The following is a 21,967-nucleotide window of genomic DNA, read 5'->3' as shown; positions in this document are numbered from 1 at the left end:
GGAGGGATTGATTTGTCGAAAAGACTGATCGCCGCGATACAGGAGCACGCTTTTCCGTTAGATGACAAGGCGTTCGGCAATATTATGGACGCAATTGGGGAAGCGCGGATTGTCCTATTAGGTGAGGCAACGCATGGAACTTCAGAGTTTTACAAAGTTCGCGCGGCATTATCGAAGCGGCTTATTCAGGAAAAGGGATTCAAAATCATCGCAGTAGAAGGAGATTGGCCGTCCGCTCAGGCGGTTAACCGCTATGTGAAAGGCTTTGATGAGAAGGGAAAAACCGCCCGGCAAGTGCTGTCACAATCATTCAATCGTTGGCCGACGTGGATGTGGGCGAATGAAGAAGTTGGGGAGCTTATTGAATGGTTGAAGCGTGAAAATGAAGTAAAGGATGCGGCTGATAAAACAGGGTTTTACGGGATTGATATGTACAGCCTTTATGAGTCGATAGATGAGTTGCTACAATTTCTTCAGGAAAATCCCACTTATAATGCGGACTTGGAAATGGCGAAAAGAGCTTTTTCCTGTTTTGAGCCGTACAACCGCATGCCTGAGCATTATGCGTTGTCGACCGCCCATTTTTCGGATGAGTGCATTCGTGAAGTGACGAACTTGCTGACGACTATTCGGAGTCATGAGGATCTTTATTCGGATGAACAGGAGAAGGATTTGAATGTGACGATGAATGCATTGGTCGCTAAAAACGCTGAATCCTATTACAGAGCGATGATGCAGGACGACGCCATCTCGTGGAATATCCGTGATATGCATATGGTGGAGGCGGTCGGTGAACTCTTGAACTACCATGGCGGTGACGCTAAAATCATCATCTGGGAGCATAATACTCATGTCGGCGATGCGTTGGAAACATCGATGGCCGACCATAATATGATCAATGTCGGGCAGCTCATCAGGGAGAAATATGGGAGGGATAACACATTTGCCATCGGCTTCGGTACGTATGAAGGAACCGTCATTGCCAGCGAAGATTGGGGCGAACCGTTACAAAAGATGAAAGTCCCACCTGCCAAGTTCAATTCATGGGAAGGTCAGATGCATGCGGCAAAGGCAGATGATCAAGTCATATTATTCACAGAGGAAAACCGTCATTTATTCAACGAATGGATCGGCCATCGGGCTATCGGAGTCGTCTATAACCCGGAGTTTGAGGCGTATGGAAATTATGTGCCATCAAGGGTCGGTAGTCGATACGATGGATTCATTTTTGTGGATCAGACGAATGCACTGACCCCATTCAAGAAATAGAAGCTATGCATCCAATCGCATAGCTCCTACTTTGATGAAATCTTATAAAATATCTTTCTACCTATTTACGATTAAACCACAACATGTTAGGGTAGTGAAGTACATAACAGCACAATATATAGTATCGAACGATGGAATGGTACCGTTATCGGTTTAAAAGGGAATCCGCAAATTGGAGCTGTCCCCGCAACTGTACTCGCAGACGACCGTCTCAATAACCACTGTAGCATTTAGCTGCGGGAAGGGAGATGGAAGGATGAAGCGAAAGCCAGTAGACCTGCCGTCCATCGTCAAGCGACACTTTCTTCGGGGGTTGAGAGGTGGAAGCGAGCGGGTTTTTGCTTTCATTTTTTTGCGGAATCCCGATCTGTTTCCAACATCAAAAACCATGAGCGATGACTCTACCGAAGAGGTGGAATCATCGCTTTTTTGTATTGTGCATCAAAGGAGGATTCACTTGATGACGTTGATTCGTGAAAAATTAGATGTTGCAAGCATATTGGAGAGTTTGGAAGCGGAATTCGGGAAAACGCGGATGGCGACGTTGGAAGAAGTTAGTCAGAAATGGCTGGAACGACATCCTGATGGAAGTAGCTCTGATTGGTCGAAAGCAATGATTTTAGAGGCGCTCAGTAATATTGATGAAGCATCCGCATATTGGACATTCGTTGCTGCAAGGATTTATCTAAAAGAAGTTTATTCCCGCCAGGAAAGCCAGCGTGGTGCGAAAGTGTATACGGATTTCGCACAGAATGTTAAACGGTTAGTAGATAAAGGTCTCTATGCAATTGAATTATTGGACAAATACTCAAGTGAAGAATTGCAAACGATCGGCAACTTCATCGACCCCAAGCGGGACAAGCTGTTCACGTATATCGGGTTGAAAACATTGATGGACCGGTATGCCGCTGTTGACTTCAATAAACAGCCTGTAGAACTCCCGCAAGAACGTTGGCTTATCATCGCGATGACACTTATGCAAAATGAAACAGTGAACCGTCTTGAAAAAGTGGCCGAAGCCTACTGGGCGATGAGCAATCTGTATATGACCGTCGCGACGCCGACGCTTGCGAACGCAGGGAAGCCGCATGGCCAGCTATCAAGCTGCTTCATCGACACCGTCGACGATTCGCTTCAAGGAATCTATGACAGCAATACAGATATTGCGAATCTATCGAAATATGGCGGAGGAATAGGAGTTTATATGGGTAAAGTCCGTTCACGCGGCTCTTCCATCCGCGGTTTCAAGGGTGCATCAAGCGGCGTTCTTCCGTGGATTAAACAGCTTAACAACACAGCTGTCAGCGTCGATCAGCTTGGTCAGCGTCAAGGTGCGATTGCGGTTTACCTCGATGTATGGCATAAGGATATATTCACATTCCTCGACCTTAAGCTGAACAATGGCGATGATCGCCTCCGTGCACATGATATTTTCACAGGTGTCTGCTTGCCGGATCTTTTCATGGAGCAAGTCGAAGCGCGAGGTGACTGGCATTTATTCGATCCGCATGAAGTTCGGACCGTGATGGGGTATTCGCTCGAGGATCATTATGATGAAAAGAAGGGCGACGGTTCATTCCGCAGGAAGTATGAGGAGTGTGCCAACCACCCTGAATTGTCAAAGGATACTGTGCCGGCAATTGAAATCATGAAACGTATCTTGCGTAGCCAGCTTGAAACGGGCACGCCGTTCATGTTCTACCGTGATGAAGTGAACCGGGCGAACCCGAATAAGCATGAAGGTATGGTGTATTCGAGCAATCTTTGTACAGAAATAACTCAAAATCAGAGTCCGACACAATTCGACTCGGTCACTCTTGAAGATGATATCGTCGTAACCCGTTCAAAGCCGGGTGATTTTGTCGTATGCAACTTGTCGTCCATTAACCTTGGCCGTGCCGTGCCGACAGATGTGTTGGAACGTCTCATCACAATCCAAGTGCGCATGTTAGACAACGTTATTGATTTGAATAAAATACCGGTCGTTCAGGCGCAACGGACGAATGCCCGTTACCGGGGCATCGGGCTTGGGACATTCGGCTGGCATCATCTTCTTGCTTTGAAAAATATCCAATGGGAATCAAATGAAGCGGTAAATTATGCTGATGCACTTTACGAGAAAATCGCCTTTTTGACGATCAGGGCGTCGATGGAATTGGCGAATGAAAAAGGGGCGTATCCATTATTCGAAGGGTCGGATTGGCAGAGTGGAGCTTATTTCGAGAAACGTGGATACGACTCAAAGGAATGGCGCGAACTACGAATCGACGTTGCCACGAACGGCATCCGGAACGGTTATTTAATGGCGGTTGCGCCGAATAGCTCTACTTCAGTCATCGCAGGATCTACTGCCTCCATCGATCCGATTTTCAAGCCGTTCTACCACGAGGAAAAGAAAGACTATAAGCTGCCGGTCATTGCGCCCGATCTTGATCACAACACGTATGATGTGTACCGCCGTTCTGCGTATATTGTCGATCAACGCTGGTCCATCCAGCAAAACGCAGCAAGGCAGCGCCATATCGACCAGGCGATTTCATTCAATATATACGTGCCGAATAACATCCGCGCCTCCGTCCTCTTAGACTTGCATATTCAAGCGTGGAAATCGGGCATGAAATCGACGTATTATATGCGGTCAACAGCTTCTGATATTGAGGAGTGCGAATGGTGTCATTCCTAATTGCGTATGCATCGTGGAGCGGCAATACGGAGGAAGTGGCGGAAATCGTGGAGGAGACACTACTGTCAGAAGGGATGCAAGTGATGGTGCATCGGATTGGAATCGGTCCGATGCCGAATCCGCGGCAGTTCGATGCGATGATCATCGGTTCTTTCACATGGGACAAGGGCTCCACGCCTGACGAAGTGAAGGATTTCGTCGTGGATGTCGGTTACAAGCCAAGGAATGTGTATGTCTTCGGAACGGGAGATACGCAGTTTGGAGGGGACGATCTTTTTTGCGGAGCTGCCGTAAAGCTTGCCCGGTTTTATGGATCAACATACAAACCTCTCAAAATTGAACAAAGCCCCCGCGGCACGCAAGAGAATAAAGTCATCGAATGGTCGAAAGGAGTTTTTCAACATTGGCGACACTTACACGCGTTAAAGTATTGAATCCGGCACAACCAAATAAATCAACGGCGATTTTCGGCGGGGAAGCAAGCGGCATTTTGAACTGGAATGACCTCGCACACCCCCATTTCTATACATTGCGTCAACGTATCCGCTCGCTTTTTTGGACGGCAAATGAAGTCGATATGACGCAGGACGTGAAGCAATTTCCGAACTTATCGAAGGCTGAACAGGAAGCTTTTCTTAAGATTATCGGTTTGCTTGCGACATTGGACGGCCCTCAGACTGTGGTCGCGATGAAGATTGCTGATTTCGCAACCGATCCTTCGGTAAAATCAATCATGGCGACAATCGCCGATCAGGAAAGTGAGCACAATCACAGCTATGCATACGTCCTGTCGTCCGTTACGACTCTCGACAAGCAGATGGCTTCGTTTGAAATGGGCCGTACGGATGAAGTGCTCATGAAAAGGAATGAAAGGATCGTAGCTATTTATAACGAATTTGCGGAGAATCCGACGGTTGAAACGGTGTTAAAAGCGATGGTGTACACAACTTTGTTAGAGGGTTTATTCTTCTATAGCGGCTTTGCATTCTTCTATAATCTTGCACGTCATCAGAAAATGGTCGGTACGTCTACGATGATTTCGTACATCAACCGCGACGAGCTGCAGCATGGCAAAGCGATCAGCGATATATTCCGCGCAGCACTCTCAGAAAATCCGGAGTATAATACCGAAGCTTTTACAGAATGGATTTATGATCAATTTCGCCATTCCATCGAACAAGAAATCATTTGGAGCCGCTATGTCTTAGGTGAGATTGACGGGATCGACCTCGACGAAATGGCGGGCTACGTAAAATATCGCGCAAACAAAATGCTGCGCATGCTTGGTCTTAGCGAAATCTACCCGGAATTCACAGACAATCCAATGAAATGGATCCGCGCGTATGTCGACAACTTCGATGATACGAAGACCGATTTCTTCGAGCAGACATCCAGGCAATATGTGAAGACAAGTGACTTAAACGGATTTGATGATTTGTAAATGAAGTACGGAGAGCCTGATTTTTCATGGCTCTCCGTTTTTTTAGTGGTCTAATGCTTAAAACGTGAGAAATACGCATAATCCGTTCGAAAAGCGCATAAAACTTTGGATTAACGCATAAACGCGGCCAAAACCTCATAAATCGCGGAAATCACGCATAATCCGTTCGAATAACGCATAAAGCACAACAATCACGCATAATCTCCAAAACTACATCCCCAACTTGACCTTCTCCATCATCCGATCAAGCAATTCCCGCTCCATCTCTCCCCGCAAATAGAGTGGATGCCATTTGCCAAGTGCATCCTTGGCATTGTTCAGATGTTCAAACGCTCCAGCGGAATCTCCTTCGATATACGAAAGAAGAGCATTTCGTTTCCATTCAATAACGGAATCCGACTTTCCAATTTTCCGAAGCCGCTCTTCAATTGACGGATAGTCCTTGAGTTCATCATTAAAGAAAAGTGCTGTCGCGAACGTAATATCTGAACTATCCGCATAGTAATCGAATGAGGCGGTTTCCCTCGTGAATGCGGAATCCCGTCCGATGTTGAGCACTTTTTCCGGCGCCTCCGGCAAGTAGTAATAACCGATTGTCGGCAATAAGCTTTTCGCAGTCGGATCCTCATAATTTAGTAATCTTTCAAGTTGGCTAATCAAATCTGTATTCCATTTCTTAACATCTGTCGTTTTCATGTTTTCTGTCAATGTTGCGTAGGCTGCCACAATGACAGAGTCCTCCACGGGCACGGTCCGAAGTCTTTGGATGACCAATCCATCTGTCATGGCACTTTTGGACATGACAGGTTGCAAGTTTGTCATTCCAAGAAGGACGTTCATCAAACCAAATAGGACGAAAAACGGATGATGGCAAATACCGAAAGCAATGCCAATCGTTGTAAGGCCTACAAAGACATTGATCAGCGGACCGCCATATATATAGCGGACTAATTTATCCCGCATTAGTTCCTTCTCCAACTGTTCAGGAAATACCATCATTGCCCTTCCCATATAGCCAAGAGCGGATTGAACGATATGGAAATGAAGCTTTCCTTCATGTTTTTCGATGACGAGGGGACCAACGCTCAGATTGAGCAGTCGCATCCCTTGAAATCGTCCAGCGAGGAAATGTCCCAATTCGTGCAATAAAATGGTCAACGGAAAGCTAATAATGATGATTGCTGCAACCAACAGAGCAGTCTGTATTGACAGTGGTTCCGGGAAGAGAATGAAATAGAGGACGGCGGATAGCCCGATAAATCCCCCTACAACAAAAGAACGAATTTCTTTCATTATTTACACCTCAAATTAGTTAAAAGATTGCTTTGAAGATGAAAACGGCAAGTATCCCAATACCGACAGCGAGTAAAAATCTCAGCGCTTGTTTCATATTAATCCACCATCCTTTTCCGATAGATTACGACAGTCAATGCGAAAATAACAATGACCCATACAAAAATGATACCGAAATTCACTAAAGCATCCCCAAATCCAGCTCCAGCTTCAACCTTTGTTGCAAGATCGATCAACTGGACATTCGGAAAGTAATCCATCACTTTTAAAATCGGATATTTTTCCGCAAACGGTGTAACAAACGACCCAAAGGAAAAGACTCCGATGACTGGGAGAACAAGGACGGATGCTTCCATTACTGATTTTGTAAAAAGACCTAACAACGTACCAATGCCAATATAAAATACTGTTGAAAGAGCAAAAGCAACGACGATTACTAAAATGTTTTGTGGACGGTAATCCGCGAAATAAGCACTAAAACCAAGCACAAGCATCGTCATAATGAAAGTTAGCAAACTTTTCCCAAACAGAATCTCCAAAGTGCTTGCGGGGGATAGCATTAATCCGCGCAGTGTGCTCTTCTCCTTCTCTTCAGCTATTAAACTGGTCTGCACGTAAGTGGCAACCACCGCAAAAGCCATGTTGAACACCATATAATGAGCTGCAATGTTAGTGACACCCATTCTTCCAAAAATGGCTGCCATAATGGGTACCATGAAAATGACAGCTGATACCGCCAAATTCCGTGAGAAATCCTTATAATCCTTTACTAAAATAGCATTTACACGTTTCCAAGAAAAAGTCATATTAAATTCCTCCCTGTCACTTGTACGAAAATATCGCCTAAAGTCGGTTCGTTTGAGTGTATTGTTGCCACCTGGTTCGCTTTCATGAAGTCAAATAGCTGCTGAGCACCTTCCGCGCCTGATGGAATAACCACTTTCCGATCATTCGTCAATTCAACCGTAATCAATGAATCGGCATATTGTTTCTTTAATTCCCTAGGGGTATCCAGTAATTGGATTTCACCTTTATTTAAAAAAGCGATTCGGTCACAGAGTGTATCCGCTTCATGCATATCATGCGTTGTCAGAAAAATCGTCGTTCCTCTTGCATTGAGCGTTCGCAAACCTTCATATATATGAAGCGTGTTTGTCGGATCCAACGCCGAAGTAGGTTCATCCAAGAAAAGTAGTTCAGGTTCATGAATCAATGCACGGGCCAATGTTACTCGCTGCGTCATCCCTTTAGATAACTTGGCAACTCGCTTCGTTTTTTCCTCCCGTAAATTAACAATGTTCAGCACTTCATCAATTTTCGAATAGGGCACGTCGTATAGGTCGCAATAAAGCTTCAAATTATCATAGATCGAAAGCCTGCCATATAATCCACTATTATCCGTCAACACGCCAAACCGCTTTCGAAATTCAGGTTTTCTCAACGCCTCGACTGACTCTCCGAAAACTGTTGCTACTCCACTCGTAGGATTCAACTGTCCAGTCAGTATTTTAATAGTAGTTGTTTTGCCCGAACCACTTGGACCAAGGAATCCGAAAATTTCTCCCTTTTTAACCCCAAATTCGACATTCTCAAGTGCAGTATGATTGGCGAAGATTTTCGCCAGGCCTTTCACCTCAATAATGTTTTCCATCTGTATCCTCCCTAACCTGTTTGATGTCCGTTTCGTATTTACAATCTCAGATTACAAGGTAATGAACAGACGGGCATTATATATTGGATGAAAAGAGTCATTTTTAAGGTGAATGGAGCCGTTTTGGGGTTGAATGAACATCAAAAACCTCTTCAGTGGTGTGGGAATTCCCCAAAATGATTCGAAAGCTGTCGGAAGGTACGAGTGAAAATATAAGAGTAGCAACGGATGTTGTGTAAATAGCACAATCAAAATGAATTCCGAATCTTATATTGCTTGTCCAATATTGTCGAATATTTCCGGGGAAATTGGACAAGTATCTACAAAATTAGAGCCCCAACATCTCTTTCAACTCTGCCATCTTTGTTTTCGATAAAGGAATTGTAGACTTCTTTGCATCGTCAAGCACCAAACTATAGCTATTCCTTGTCCATGTAATTACTTCCTTGACTCGTTGAAGGTTGACGATATAGGAGCGATGGCAACGGAAAAAGCCAAAAGGATGTAGTCGCTGCTCTAAATCATTCAGTGTAAAGACACTCGGAAATGATTCTCCTTTAATATGTAGAAAAGATTGACCCTCACTGCTTTCAATATAATCAATTTCGGTCGGATCAAATAATACGATTTTATCGTTCACTTTCGTAGGGATCTTTTCAAATCTCACGGGTTGAATGATTGGTGCTGTATGTTCTTCTACATCACTAATTACTTCTTCTGTAGGTTCATCACTGTTTGATGGTTCATCTTGGATTTGCACTCGATGAAGTCCGTTTTCATCTAACCGATAAACTTCATCGGATGTAGCCACAGCACTTTCTAAATTCCCTGTTAATACAAAAACTGTCTTTTTATGTATTTTAAGTTCGTTTAAATTTGTAAATAAAATTCTTTTTGTTTCAAGATCTAAGTTCTGGTCGGGCTCTTCTAAAATATAGATCAAATGATCCTGCATAAGTAAACAGGCTAATTGCACACGTTTCTTCTCGGAATAGGATAATTGTTTAATTTTTGTCCTACGCTTGGCGGTTAATTGAACGTTCTTAAGAACATCTTCTATTGATTTGGTAGACAGGTAAAGTCGTTTTGTAAATTGCACCATTTCTTCTATTGTTAGGCGATCGTATAAGCCATCATGTAGGAATAGGAATCCGATTTGCTGTTTGGATTCACCATTATTTATACGAATTTCTCCATCAGATAATTGACTTCTTCCAAGCAACAAGTCAATCAGCTGCTCCCTTACATTAACACTTGAATAGACAGCAACCACTTTTTTAGGTTCCACTGTTAAATCAAAAGAAGGGAAGATAACTGAGTCATTGATTCTTTTTTCGGCGTTTATAAATTGAAGTGACATGTTAGAAACCTCATTTCCAAGAATTATATCCAATATTCATATTATACCAGTTGATTTCTTTCTATGAGGTCGGGATATTGGACATTTTTCATAGTTTTTCTAGCGAGTCGGTGGTAAAGTCGCTTGAATCGGTGGTAAAGTCGCTTGAATCGGTGGTAAAGTGCTGAGAATCGGTGGTAAAGTGCTGAGAATCGGTGGTAAAGTGCTGAGAATCGGTGGTAAAGTGCTGAGAATCGGTGGTAAAGTGCCGAGAGTCGGTGGTAAACCGGCAAGAGTCGGTGATAACCCACGCCCACGCCAAATCCTTAATTCTAAACAATCTGTGACAATTCGAAATCTGTGATATACATCACATCCCCTATGTCAATCCTCTATTAAAATGAAGGGGACGAAAGAGAAATAGGCATTTCCCTTATATCTCTTAAAAACTCAATTCGTTACCATTAATACTGAGAATAGTTATCAATTAAATACAATATAAAAAAACGGAGGAATCACAATGACTCAACTTACACTCGACACTCAAGTTTCTGATATTGTTACGGCGTTACCGCAAAGTGCGGATTTGTTCCGCAACCTTCGTATAGATTATTGCTGCGGAGGAAAAATATCCTTGAAGGAAGCTGCAGAAAACCGTAATCTGCAGCCTGAAGAAGTATTGAAAAAGATTCACGCTATTGAAGAGAAGAGGGAAACGCGCAATAGCCTTGAGCCTTCATCATTTGGATCGAAAACTTTGGTTGCTTTCATCCAGGAGAAATACCACGCGGGATTACGGGAAGAATTGCCTGCATTAGCCCCATACATCACTAAGGTGGCACGGGTTCATGGAGAAAACCATCCCCATTTGTTAAGAGTGCAAGAGATTTTCAAAACACTCAGAGCCGAGTTGATCGAACATACTGAAGATGAAGATCAAAATGTATTCCCATTAATTCTTGAATTCTTATCAAACCCAACCCCTGAACTAAAAGAGAAGGTGAAGCCGCATGTATTTGAATTGGAGGAGGAACATGACAGTGCAGGACGACTTCTCCATGAATTAAGGGAAATCACTGACAACTTCACGCCTCCGGAAACAGCTTGTGGCACATATCGACTTGTTTATGCGAGACTCGAGCAGTTAGAGAAAGATACGTTTGAACATGTACATTTGGAAAACAATATTCTTTTCGACAGAGTTCGCGAGATTATCTGATCGAAAACAATAGATATGACGAAAAAGTTGCCGCAATGGCGACTTTTTTGTTGTTTAGGGGGGAAGGATTAGCTGTATAGGGAAAACCCTAATGGTGCTATTTGGATTATCCATTAACATATAGGGTATAAGGAAGATGTAGTGGTGTAGGTTTTATTTGTTTATATACCATTCTGGATAGAAGGAGTGAACTCATCCAATGACAATGAATAAGTTTAGTATGAAGTATTTCAAGCCGGTTGAACGTTATTCTGGAAACTGGTCAGTTCTTGAAGAGAAAAGCCGTGATTGGGAGAACATGTATCGTCAAAGGTGGTCGCATGACAAGGTTGTCCGTACGACACATGGTGTAAACTGTACAGGTTCGTGTAGCTGGAAGGTTTTTGTAAAGAACGGAATTATTACATGGGAGAACCAGCAGATTGACTATCCTTCCTGCGGACCGGATATGCCGGAGTTTGAGCCGCGTGGTTGTCCGCGTGGGGCTTCGTTCTCATGGTATGAGTACAGTCCGTTACGTGTTAAGTATCCATACATACGTGGAAAATTGTGGCGTATGTGGAATGCGGCTCTATCTGAAACGAAGGATCCTATTAAAGCTTGGGCCAGCATCGTAGAAGACCCGGCCAAATCTACAGAATATAAGAAGGCGCGCGGTAAAGGCGGTCATATCCGAATCCATTGGCGCGACGCGAAAATTTTGATAGCTGCACAATTGATCTATACAATTCAAAAATATGGTCCTGACCGAATAGCTGGGTTCACTCCAATCCCTGCGATGTCAATGGTCAGTTATGCTTCAGGCGCTCGTATGATTTCACTCATGGGTGGAGAAATGCTGAGCTTCTATGACTGGTATGCGGATCTTCCGCCATCCTCGCCACAAATTTGGGGTGAGCAGACAGACGTTCCGGAATCCAGTGATTGGTACAATGCGGGCTATATCATTATGTGGGGCTCCAACGTTCCGCTAACTCGTACGCCGGATGCGCACTTCTTGACAGAAGTTCGCTACAAAGGGACAAAGACTGTCTCTGTTGCACCGGACTATGCAGAAAGTGTAGTTCACGCGGATGATTGGATTTCACCGAACCCTGGATCGGATGCGGCCGTTGCACAGGCGATGACCCATGTCATTTTGGATGAGTTTTATGAACAGCGGAAAGAGCCGATGTTCATCAATTACGCCAAGCAATTTACGGATATGCCTTTCCTTATCACGCTTGAGGAGCATGAAGGTTCGTATAAGGCCGGACGATTTGTACGCGCAAGCGATCTTGGTCAAGAGAGTGAGCATGCGGAATGGAAGCCTGTCATCATTGATGAGGCGAAAAATGAAATCATTGTACCGAACGGAACGATGGGACAGCGTTGGGAAAAAGACGCTAAGTGGAATTTGATACTTGAAAATGAAGACGGCACGAAAGTTGAACCGGCTTTATCCGTACTTGACCATGAGGGTGAATGGAACGAAATTCAGTTCCCTTATTTCGATAACAGTGGAAATGGAGTTTTCACTCGTGCAATTCCAGCGAAGAAAGTCAAGTTCGCGGATGGTACAGAACGACTTGTCACGACAGTCTATGACGTTATGATGAGCCAATACGGCATTAATCGTTCAAATAGTAAGTGGGATGCAAAAGGATATGACGATGTCAATTCTATGTACACACCAGCATGGCAACAGAAAGTGACAAGCGTTAAACCTGAATTGGTCATCCAAATCGCACGTGAGTTTGCGCAAAACGCAATCGATACAGGCGGAAGATCGATGATTATCATGGGTGCGGGGATTAACCACTGGTTCAACAGTGACACGATTTACCGCGCTATATTAAACCTTGTTACCCTTACCGCGTCACAAGGAAACAATGGCGGAGGCTGGGCGCATTATGTTGGTCAAGAAAAATGCCGTCCGATTGAAGGTTGGAGCACGGTTGCATTCGCAAGAGATTGGCAAGCTCCCGCAAGACTTCAAAACGGAACTTCTTTCTTCTACTTCGCGACAGATCAGTGGAAATATGAAGAAGGCGGCACAAGCTCATTAACATCACCACTTGGGAAAAAAGCGCGTTTTGAGCACCCGGCAGACTATAACGTTCTTGCTGCAAGATTAGGATGGTTGCCATCTTATCCGCAGTTCAATAAAAATAGTTTGTTGCTAACGGAAGAAGCTGCAAAAGCCGGTAAGACAACAACGAAAGAGATCGTCGATTACACAGTCGATCAATTGAAGTCCGGCAAACTAAGCTTTGCAATCGAGGATCCGGATGCCCCGGAAAACTTCCCGAGATCACTATTCGTTTGGCGTTCGAACCTTGTATCAAGTTCCGCTAAAGGTCAAGAGTACTTCATGAAGCATTTATTCGGAGCTTCTTCTGGATTGCTTGCTCGCCCGAACGAAGATATGAAACCGGAAGAAATTGTATGGCGTGATGAAGTGGAAGGGAAGTTGGATCTTCTTGTAGCACTTGATTTCCGTATGACTGCAACGCCTTTATATGCGGACATCGTTCTACCAGCTGCAACATGGTATGAAAAAGTGGATCTATCATCCACTGACATGCACCCATTTGTCCATCCATTCAATCCGGCGGTCGATCCATTATGGGAATCCCGTTCTGACTGGGACATTTTCCGTTCACTATCAGAAACTGTCTCTGAAATGGCGAAAACGCATCTACCGGGCACTTACAGAGACTTGGTCGCAACTCCGCTTGGACACGATTCTGTTCAGGAAATTGCACAGCCATACGGTGAGATCAAGGATTGGAAAAAGGGAGAAGTTGAACCGATACCAGGGAAAACGATGCCCGGCATGACAATCGTCGAGCGTGACTATACGAAGATCTATGATAAGTACATCACCCTTGGTCCATTGCTAGCTACCGGAAAAGTCGGAGCACATGGCGTTTCCTTCTCCGTGGCAGAAGAGTACGAAATGATGAAAGGCATCAATGGCGTCTATTACGATGACACGATAAAAGATGGCTTGCCGAAACTGTATACAGCGAAAAATGCGGCTGAAGCAATGCTCACTCTTTCGTCTGCAACAAACGGACGTGTTTCACAACGCGCATTCGAAGCAGCGGAACAAGACACTGGAGTCGAACTAAAAGATATCTCTGCAGACCGTGCAGCCGAAAGATTTACATTTGCAAGCATTACTGCACAGCCAAGGGAAGTTATCCCGACACCTGTTTTCAGTGGTTCTAATAAATTAGGCAGACGCTATTCACCGTTCACAACGAATATCGAAAGGCTTGTCCCGTTCAGAACATTGACAGGAAGACAGCATTTCTATATTGATCATGAATTGTTCTTGAATTTCGGAGAGTCACTACCGGTTTACAAGCCGACACTGCCACCGATGGTACTTGGACCAAGAGATAAGCAAGTTGTCGGAGGACAGGATGCACTTGTCTTAAGATACTTGACGCCACACGGTAAATGGAATATCCACTCAACGTACCAAGACAATCAGCATATGTTGACATTGTTCCGTGGCGGTCCGACGGTCTGGATCTCCGATGTCGATGCGAAAGAGCATGGTATCGACGATAATGCTTGGCTTGAAGTGTATAACCGAAATGGCGTCGTAGCAGCACGTGCCGTTGTCAGCCATAGAATGCCTAAAGGGACAATGTTCATGTATCATGCGCAAGATAAGCATGTTCAGGTACCTGGATCTGAAATTACGGGAGAACGCGGAGGAAGCCATAACGCTCCTACCCGTATTCATATGAAACCAACGCAAATGGTCGGCGGTTACGCACAGCTCAGTTACGGATTCAATTATTACGGACCTATTGGAAACCAGAGGGATGAATATGTAGCGGTCCGCAAGATGAAGGAGGTCGACTGGCTTGAAAATTAAAGCACAAGTAGCAATGGTGATGAACTTAGATAAATGCATCGGCTGCCATACATGTAGTGTTACATGTAAAACGGCATGGACGAACCGTGAAGGCGCCGAGTATATGTGGTTTAACAACGTAGAAACGAAACCAGGGATCGGGTATCCGAAACGTTGGGAAGACCAGGAGCTTTATAAAGGCGGATGGCATCTTCGAAACGGGAAACTTGAACTGAAGTCAGGTTCCAAACTATCGAAAATTGCATTAGGTAAAATCTTCTATAATCCGGATATGCCAGAAATCAAGGAATTCTACGAGCCTTGGACGTACGACTACGAGAAACTGACAATGGCGCCTGAAAGAGAACATACACCTGTAGCACGTGCAAAGTCTGTCATTTCTGGTGACTATATGGATCTTGAATGGGGACCAAACTGGGAGGACCAATTAGCGGGTGCCCACATTACAGGCCCACAAGATCCGAACATCGAGAAAATTGAAGAAGAGATCAAATTCAATTTCGAAAAAGCATTCATGATGTACTTGCCACGTCTTTGCGAACACTGTTTGAATCCAAGCTGTGTAGCGTCATGTCCGGCAGGGGCTATCTACAAACGTGAAGAAGACGGAATTGTGCTTGTTGACCAGGAAGCTTGTCGTGGATGGCGTTATTGCACGACTGGCTGCCCGTACAAAAAGGTCTATTTCAACTGGAAGACGAACAAAGCTGAAAAGTGCACATTCTGTTTCCCACGTGTTGAAGCAGGATTGCCAACTGTCTGCTCTGAAACATGTACAGGTAGAATTCGTTATTTAGGCGTTCTTCTATATGATGCTGACCGTGTTCTTGAAGCTGCTTCAACGCCAGATCCAAAAGATCTTTATAAAGCGCAATGTGATTTATTCCTTGATCCGAATGATCCGGAAGTGATTGAACAGGCACTGAAAGATGGAATTTCAGAAGACTGGATCAATGCAGCGAAAAATTCTCCGGTCTATAAATTGGCCATTGAATATAAGTTGGCATTCCCGTTGCATCCGGAATACCGTACATTGCCAATGGTTTGGTATGTGCCGCCACTCAGCCCGATCATGAACTATTTCGAAGGGAAAGATTCTATTAAAAATCCTGATATGATCTTCCCTGCAATCGAAGAGATGAGAATTCCGATTCAGTACTTGGCTAATATGCTTACGGCAGGAGATGCGCAAACCGTGAAAGAAGGACTTCAACGCATGGCGATGATGCGCTCGTACATGAGAGCATTGTCATCAGGAAAAGAATTCGACGAATCCCGTCTTGAACGTGTCGGTTTGACAGCACAACAAACGAAGCAAATGTACCGCCTACTTGCGATTGCGAAATACGAGGACCGCTTCGTCATCCCGACTTCCCATAAGGAAGGGACGATGAACGTCTACCGTTCTCAAGGTTCAGCTGGTTATAACGAACAAATGGGGACATATGGCGAAAGCATCGATCCAAGCCCATCCAATTATTCGATGTTTGATGCGAACGGAGACTGCAATGGCTGTGGCGTAATCGCACCACAAACACAAAAGACTGGTAAGCAAATATACGAAGAAAACTTCTACGGGGGGATTTGGCGTGATTAACCTAGACCGGCTATTTGAAGAAAAGACTGTCTTCGGGTTTTTCGCAAACCAATTGTCCTATCCCGAAAAGTACACATTTCATCCATCGGTATTGGAAGAGTCGGTTGACTCTTCCGATCCTTCTTATCCCCATGTAAAGAAATATTGGGATTTGATGTATGAATATAGTCTTGATGAAATTCAGGAGATGTATATTAATACATTTGATTTTCAAAAAGATGCGACGCTTTTTATGACGTACGTGAAATACGAGGACTCAAAAGAGCGGGGGCAAATGCTCGCGAGATTGAAAGTGCTTTATGAAATGTTCGGACTTATCATGCCGGACAATGAATTATCCGATTTCCTCCCGTTGATGTGTGAATTTATCTATGCGGCGGAGTGGAAAGGTGATCCACGTGCCCAACAAAGTTTTGCGATGTTGCTCTCGGTGTTGGAAGATGGATCCTACCATTTAATGAAGGCGTTAGAGAAATACGAAAGTCCCTACTTCCACCTCATCAAAGGAATGAGGGAGGTATTCAAGTCTTGTATCCAACAGGAGGTTCCTGCCAATGACTAATCAATTTTTATGGGTGATATTCCCATACGTATGTATAGCGATATTCGTCGTCGGCCATATATTCCGCTATCGACATGACCAATTCGGATGGACTTCAAAATCCAGTGAATTCATTGAGAAAAAGCAATTGATGATTGGAAGTTTATTATTCCATCTTGGTATTATTCCGGTAATCCTTGGACATATATCAGGACTTGGCATACCAAAAGAATGGACGCGTGCAGTCGGAATTAGTGACCATATGTATCATATGGGTGCCGTCTGGGGTGGGGGCTTCTTCGGTGTTGTAACACTTGCGGGGATGATTATTCTTACAACACGTCGTTTCTCAGTTCGCAATGTAAGAAAGCTTTCTTCAACTTCGGATTTGGTAGTAAATAGTTTGTTATTATTCATTGTTTTCATTGGCGTATACGCATCTTTAATAACGAACAATGTAACCCCTGGATTTGACTACCGTGATTCAATTTCCGTATGGTTCCGTTCTTTGCTGATTTTCAGGCCGGAAGCAGGCTATATGGCTTCGGTTCCATTGACGTTTAAGCTTCATATTTTAGCTGGTTTCCTTATCTTTGCGATGTGGCCATTCACAAGACTTGTCCATGTATGGAGTGTACCGATTACTTATGTGGGCAGAAGTTATATACTATATAGAAGGTCACCAAGGGCTGAAAAAAGATAATGATTTTCTATAGGGAGTAATGAATATGAAAGAGTGGGTGGGATTTAACTTCCAGCAGGAGATTGAGCACATCCGTGATGTATTTGGATTCGATTATGTCGCGATTGCTCTTGTCCAAACGCCGGAACGTGGATTTGAATTGAAATGGGCACATGTAACCGGGAACAAAAGCGAGAGGCATCGCCGTATTATCCTCCAATCCGGAAAAGGTATAGCGGGACTCGTGTTTAAAACTGGCAAGGCGATGTTTGTCGGCGATGCATTACGTGAGTTAGGCACAGACAACCCTTTCAACTACCCAATTATTGTAGCTGAAGGACTAAAAAGTTTTGGGGCAATCCCATTGTTTAAATATAACCGCGTGTACGGTGTCATGCTTGTCGGCTATCGGAAAAGCGAAGCACTGACACCTGAGCAGTTCGAGGAGTTCAAACGTGTAATCGGTACGAAATTCGGCCCGTTCTATGATAAGGAGATGGTGAAAGATGAAACAGTTCAGTGAAAAGAACTTGCCGAATCTTTTAATGAATCTATATGGAAATTCTGATGAAGCCATCTTCTTTTTCGATCGGGACGGAAAAGCCCTCATGATGAATGCGGCTGCCGAAGAAATTATTGATAAAGACGTCTATGAGCAAATGATGGCAGGAAGTGCAGGGGCAATTTGCAAAACTTGCAGGGGATATATGAGTACAGATGAATTGATGACATGTGATGCATGCTATATGTCAATTCCCGACATAGACATCAGCTCCTTCCAAGTGTATTTTGACACGAAAGGCAGAGGGGTCATTCCATATACGGGAAGCATTCAAACGATAGACAAAGAGTCGGGAATCCGCTGTTTTATGCTGCGAGATTTAACACAGCAATATAAGACGCAAGAAGAATTAAATCAAAAACTAATGATGAAAAGAGTCATTAAAGCACAAGAAGATGAACGGAAACGCATATCCCGCGAATTGCATGACAGTGTCGCGCAGGAGATGCTCAGTTCATTAGTCGATTTACGTGTATTGAAATATATGAATATCGATGAAGAAGTGCTGAAGAAAGTGCAACAGACGGAAGGCTCGCTCATGCGGCTTTTAGATGATATTCGCCATCTTTCCGTTGAATTGCGTCCCGCTACACTTGACGACCTTGGATTGGAAGCTGCATTCCGCACTCACTTCAAATGGATTGAAAAAAATTATGGTCTCATCATTCATTTTCATCCTGAGTTAGAGTCAAAGCGTTATAGCGGTGAAATTGAAACGGTCGTCTATCGGATTTGTCAGGAAGCAGTGTTCAATGCGTTGAAGTATGCAGAAGTCGACGAACTCGTTGTCCGTCTATATGAGGCGGATGGATCCCTTCATTTGCTTGTAGCAGATGAAGGGAAAGGGTTCGAAGTGAAAAATACAGATCCACAAGGAACGGGTCTTGGCCTTTACAGTATGAAAGAGAGAGCAGAGCTTGTTGACGGCAACCTTCAAATCCGTTCCGAAATTGGAAAAGGAACTGTTATCCAATTGGAAGTTCCGGTTGTTGAAGGAGGGGGCAGTGAGTGAAAATCATCATCGCAGATGATCATGCAGTTGTTCGCAGTGGTTTTATGCACATATTGAACTATCAAAATGATATGGAAGTAGTAGCAACCGCTGCTGATGGGCTTGAAGCATATGACATGGTAGCAAAACATCGTCCCGATATTATTCTTATGGATTTAAGCATGCCGCCTGGTGAGAGTGGTTTAATCGCAACGGGGAAGATTAAAGAAGATTTTCCGGAAACAAAGGTTGTCATTCTTACGATGTACGACGACGAAGAATATTTATTTCATGTATTAAAAAATGGAGCCTCCGGGTATGTTTTGAAAAACTCCCCAGACGAAGAATTGCTAAAGGCGATTCGGACGGTTTACGACGGAGGCACCTATATACATCCTTCCATGGCGACTTCCCTTGTCCGTCAATTCGTCAAAAAGGACTTCGATGAAGTTGAGACCGATCCCTATAAAATATTGTCGAAAAGGGAAATTGAAGTCTTGCCCCTTGTTGCGAAGGGCTATGGGAATAAAGAAATTGCGGAAATGCTTTATATTTCCGTTAAGACGGTCGAAGCACATAAGTCGAAAATCATGGAGAAGTTGCACCTGAAAAGCAGGCCGGAACTCGTTGAATATGCGTTAAGAAAGAAATTTCTCAACTTTTGATTTTAGACTTCTCATGAGGAGGTGTACTGTTGACGACAACGAAAAAGTTTATATTTGACTTACCAGCGTTACGTGTACTTGAGAATGAACATAATTATTTGTCCTATTTGATGGAAGGTTGGCATTCGATTGTCCTTAACTTTGAAAGGGAAATCTATTCCGTCGAGGAAGCGAGGGAAGCCTTGAAGAATTTGCGGAAATTGATAGTGGAATTCATTGAACCCTTCAAAAATCATACCGAAAAAGAAGAGGAAATCCTATTTCCGATGCTTGCAAAATATATCGGTGATGAACAGGGCCCCATTCGGGCACTTGAGGATGAACATGAAGAAATCGATGCGTATATCGGTCATTTCCTCCATCATACCATTGGCAATTTGAACGAACTTTCCTTGCAAGATATGAATGATATTGTGAAGGATGCCGGTGAGGCGTTTGAAGTGATTACCATTCATTTTGTCAAAGAACAGTCCATCGCTTTTCCAATGGTGATCAATAACTTGCGCATTACAGAACAGGATCAGTTGTTTGATGAGTTGTACACATCTATTCTCAAATAAAATAATTCAACCTAACTAAGAAATGGATTGATTATTATGATTAAAAAAGTGCAATTGCCTTTACAGACAGCTAACCTTGTTGTCGGTTTCATGGTATGGGTATTAATATCATCCCTGTTGCCCTTCATCACAGAGGATATTGCCATTGCGCCTGAAAAATTAGCGATTGTCACAGCGGTGCCCGTCGTTTTAGGGTCGATTCTTAGGATGCCACTTGGGTACTACGCAAACGTATTTGGTGCAAGATTGATCTTCATGGTCAGTTTCATCCTGCTCTTATTCCCGGTGTTTTTCATTAGTGAAGCAACGTCTCTCACTGGGCTCATCATCGGAGGTACATTTTTAGGGATTGGCGGAGCGGTCTTCTCAGTCGGCGTTACTTCTTTGCCGAAATACTATCCAAAAGAAAAGCACGGACTTGTTAACGGTATTTATGGGATGGGGAACATCGGTACTGCTGTATCGACATTCGCAGCCCCTGTAATAGCAACCCAAATCGGCTGGTCTGCAACAGTTAAGCTATACCTGATTTTGCTCCTCATCTTCGCCGTTTTGAACTTCATCTTTGGTGATAAACACGAGCCGAAGTCCAAAACACCGATTGTCGAACAAATCAAAGGCGTTTATAAGAACGAGAAACTTTGGTTCTTCTCATTATTCTACTTCATTACATTCGGTTCATTCGTTGCGTTCACTGTGTTCCTACCGAACTTCCTTGTGACATATTTTGGTTTGGAGAAAGTGGATGCGGGGATGAGAACGGCAGGCTTCATCGTTGTTGCAACGTTATTGCGACCCGTCGGTGGTTGGCTTGCGGATAAATTCCAACCATTATTCCTGTTGATGGGCAGCTTTGCAGGTTTGACATTGGCAGCAATCGTGTTGGCCTTCTCTCCTGGAATTGAACTTTACACAGTAGGAAGTATATTAATCGCTTCGATGGCTGGAATCGGGAACGGCGTCATTTTCAAACTTGTTCCATTCTATTTCAATAAACAAGCAGGTATTGTGAACGGTATCGTTTCCATGATGGGTGGTTTGGGAGGATTCTTCCCGCCATTGCTACTGGCAACCATCCACTCAATGACTGGCTCATACTCCATCGGGTTCATGGCATTTTCACAAGTCGCGCTTGTCAGCCTTGTACTTGTCGTATGGCTATATTATATGGATCGTCTGACACTCTCAAAAGAAGTTTTCGATTCAACAGGGCAAGGAATCCTTGTCACAAATCCCGATGGCAAAATTATGTCAGTAAACCCTGCATTTACGCAACTTACAGGTTATACTGAAGAGGAAGTGCGCGGGAAAAATCCAAACATTCTAAGTTCGGGTAGACAACCAAAAGAGTTTTATGCAGCCATGTGGAAGGCGATAAAAGAAGCGGGCCATTGGCAAGGTGAAGTATGGAATAGGCGGAAAGATGGAACCGAATACCTCGAATTACTCACCATCAACACCGTCGTAAACAATTCCGGCGATATCGAGCGCTACGTAGGAACATTTAGTGATATTACACCTTCACCGAAAGAGGGCGACCGGTCATAAAGACTGGAAGCCCTTGCTTCGTCCAAAAGTATAGGCGGCCTGCCTAAAT

At 43.9% G+C, this 21,967-nt stretch carries 19 protein-coding genes and 1 riboswitch; of the genes, 15 read left to right on the top strand and 4 right to left on the bottom strand.

The features are described from left to right. The first annotated feature begins 12 nt into the window (after positions 1 to 12). From NSQ43_RS00775 to NSQ43_RS00760, 4 genes are all read left to right on the top strand, one after another. Complete coding sequence (locus NSQ43_RS00775) at positions 13 to 1,269, top strand: erythromycin esterase family protein (RefSeq protein ID WP_339252211.1); 1,257 nt, start codon at positions 13 to 15, stop codon at positions 1,267 to 1,269. Between the two features lie 120 nt (positions 1,270 to 1,389). After that, positions 1,390 to 1,569: riboswitch (cobalamin riboswitch) on the top strand. Positions 1,570 to 1,729: 160 nt separating this feature from the next. Beyond that, complete coding sequence (locus NSQ43_RS00770) at positions 1,730 to 3,952, top strand: ribonucleoside-diphosphate reductase subunit alpha (RefSeq protein ID WP_339252209.1); 2,223 nt, start codon at positions 1,730 to 1,732, stop codon at positions 3,950 to 3,952. After that, complete coding sequence (locus tag NSQ43_RS00765) at positions 3,937 to 4,386, top strand: flavodoxin (protein WP_339252207.1); 450 nt, start codon at positions 3,937 to 3,939, stop codon at positions 4,384 to 4,386. Before NSQ43_RS00770 ends, NSQ43_RS00765 begins: the two co-directional genes overlap by 16 nt. Next, positions 4,356 to 5,393 (top strand): ribonucleotide-diphosphate reductase subunit beta, encoded by a 1,038-nt coding sequence (locus NSQ43_RS00760; protein WP_339252205.1) that lies wholly within the window; start codon positions 4,356 to 4,358, stop codon positions 5,391 to 5,393. The genes NSQ43_RS00765 and NSQ43_RS00760 overlap by 31 nt, the downstream gene beginning before the upstream one ends. A 210-nt stretch (positions 5,394 to 5,603) precedes the next feature. On the opposite strand, the gene NSQ43_RS00755 is transcribed toward NSQ43_RS00760, so the two are convergent. The 4 genes from NSQ43_RS00755 to NSQ43_RS00740 all read right to left on the bottom strand — a co-directional run bounded on the left by NSQ43_RS00755 (position 5,604) and on the right by NSQ43_RS00740 (position 9,697). After that, the gene (locus tag NSQ43_RS00755) at positions 5,604 to 6,686 is read right to left on the bottom strand and encodes a site-2 protease family protein (RefSeq protein WP_339252204.1); all 1,083 of its coding nucleotides are present in this window, start codon (positions 6,684 to 6,686) and stop codon (positions 5,604 to 5,606) included. Positions 6,687 to 6,784: 98 nt separating this feature from the next. Then, entirely contained in the window at positions 6,785 to 7,492 is a 708-nt protein-coding gene (locus tag NSQ43_RS00750) for an ABC transporter permease (protein WP_339252201.1), read from the bottom strand. Further along, positions 7,489 to 8,337: an ABC transporter ATP-binding protein gene (locus NSQ43_RS00745; RefSeq protein ID WP_339252199.1), complete on the bottom strand. Its 849-nt coding sequence runs from the start codon at positions 8,335 to 8,337 to the stop codon at positions 7,489 to 7,491. Before NSQ43_RS00745 ends, NSQ43_RS00750 begins: the two co-directional genes overlap by 4 nt. Positions 8,338 to 8,665: 328 nt before the next feature. Then, the gene (locus tag NSQ43_RS00740) at positions 8,666 to 9,697 is read right to left on the bottom strand and encodes a LytTR family transcriptional regulator DNA-binding domain-containing protein (protein ID WP_339252197.1); all 1,032 of its coding nucleotides are present in this window, start codon (positions 9,695 to 9,697) and stop codon (positions 8,666 to 8,668) included. A gap of 160 nt (positions 9,698 to 9,857) precedes the next feature. Between NSQ43_RS00740 and NSQ43_RS00735 the strand changes: the two genes are divergently transcribed. The 11 genes from NSQ43_RS00735 (at position 9,858) to NSQ43_RS00685 (ending at position 21,918) form a co-directional block, all read left to right on the top strand. Beyond that, positions 9,858 to 10,040, top strand: coding sequence for a hypothetical protein (locus NSQ43_RS00735; RefSeq protein ID WP_339252195.1), 183 nt, complete (start codon positions 9,858 to 9,860; stop codon positions 10,038 to 10,040). Between the two features lie 156 nt (positions 10,041 to 10,196). Further along, positions 10,197 to 10,895: an iron-sulfur cluster repair di-iron protein gene (ric, locus tag NSQ43_RS00730; RefSeq protein WP_339252194.1), complete on the top strand. Its 699-nt coding sequence runs from the start codon at positions 10,197 to 10,199 to the stop codon at positions 10,893 to 10,895. Positions 10,896 to 11,094: 199 nt separating this feature from the next. Further along, on the top strand, positions 11,095 to 14,772 hold the full coding sequence (locus NSQ43_RS00725; RefSeq protein ID WP_339252192.1) for a nitrate reductase subunit alpha: 3,678 nt from the start codon (positions 11,095 to 11,097) through the stop codon (positions 14,770 to 14,772). Further along, entirely contained in the window at positions 14,762 to 16,369 is a 1,608-nt protein-coding gene (gene narH / locus NSQ43_RS00720) for a nitrate reductase subunit beta (RefSeq protein ID WP_339252191.1), read from the top strand. Before NSQ43_RS00725 ends, narH begins: the two co-directional genes overlap by 11 nt. Beyond that, the gene (narJ, locus tag NSQ43_RS00715) at positions 16,362 to 16,931 is read left to right on the top strand and encodes a nitrate reductase molybdenum cofactor assembly chaperone (protein WP_339252189.1); all 570 of its coding nucleotides are present in this window, start codon (positions 16,362 to 16,364) and stop codon (positions 16,929 to 16,931) included. Before narH ends, narJ begins: the two co-directional genes overlap by 8 nt. Beyond that, positions 16,924 to 17,613, top strand: coding sequence for a respiratory nitrate reductase subunit gamma (gene narI, locus NSQ43_RS00710; protein WP_339252187.1), 690 nt, complete (start codon positions 16,924 to 16,926; stop codon positions 17,611 to 17,613). Before narJ ends, narI begins: the two co-directional genes overlap by 8 nt. Before the next feature lie 25 nt (positions 17,614 to 17,638). After that, positions 17,639 to 18,115, top strand: a complete 477-nt coding sequence (locus NSQ43_RS00705) for a GAF domain-containing protein (protein ID WP_339252185.1) — start codon at positions 17,639 to 17,641, stop codon at positions 18,113 to 18,115. Then, complete coding sequence (locus NSQ43_RS00700; protein WP_339252184.1) at positions 18,099 to 19,166, top strand: sensor histidine kinase; 1,068 nt, start codon at positions 18,099 to 18,101, stop codon at positions 19,164 to 19,166. Before NSQ43_RS00705 ends, NSQ43_RS00700 begins: the two co-directional genes overlap by 17 nt. Next, positions 19,163 to 19,810, top strand: coding sequence for a response regulator transcription factor (locus NSQ43_RS00695; protein WP_339252182.1), 648 nt, complete (start codon positions 19,163 to 19,165; stop codon positions 19,808 to 19,810). Before NSQ43_RS00700 ends, NSQ43_RS00695 begins: the two co-directional genes overlap by 4 nt. 29 nt (positions 19,811 to 19,839) lie before the next feature. After that, on the top strand, positions 19,840 to 20,370 hold the full coding sequence (locus tag NSQ43_RS00690; RefSeq protein ID WP_339252180.1) for a hemerythrin domain-containing protein: 531 nt from the start codon (positions 19,840 to 19,842) through the stop codon (positions 20,368 to 20,370). Between the two features lie 36 nt (positions 20,371 to 20,406). Next, complete coding sequence (locus NSQ43_RS00685; protein WP_339252178.1) at positions 20,407 to 21,918, top strand: MFS transporter; 1,512 nt, start codon at positions 20,407 to 20,409, stop codon at positions 21,916 to 21,918. Positions 21,919 to 21,967: the final 49 nt, after the last annotated feature.

The sequence above is a fragment of the Sporosarcina sp. FSL W8-0480 genome, from assembly GCF_037963765.1.
In the GTDB taxonomy this organism is placed as follows: Bacteria; Bacillota; Bacilli; order Bacillales_A; family Planococcaceae; genus Sporosarcina.
Note: the sequence above shows the minus strand (reverse complement) of the source record. Positions and strands in the feature narration are given on the sequence as shown.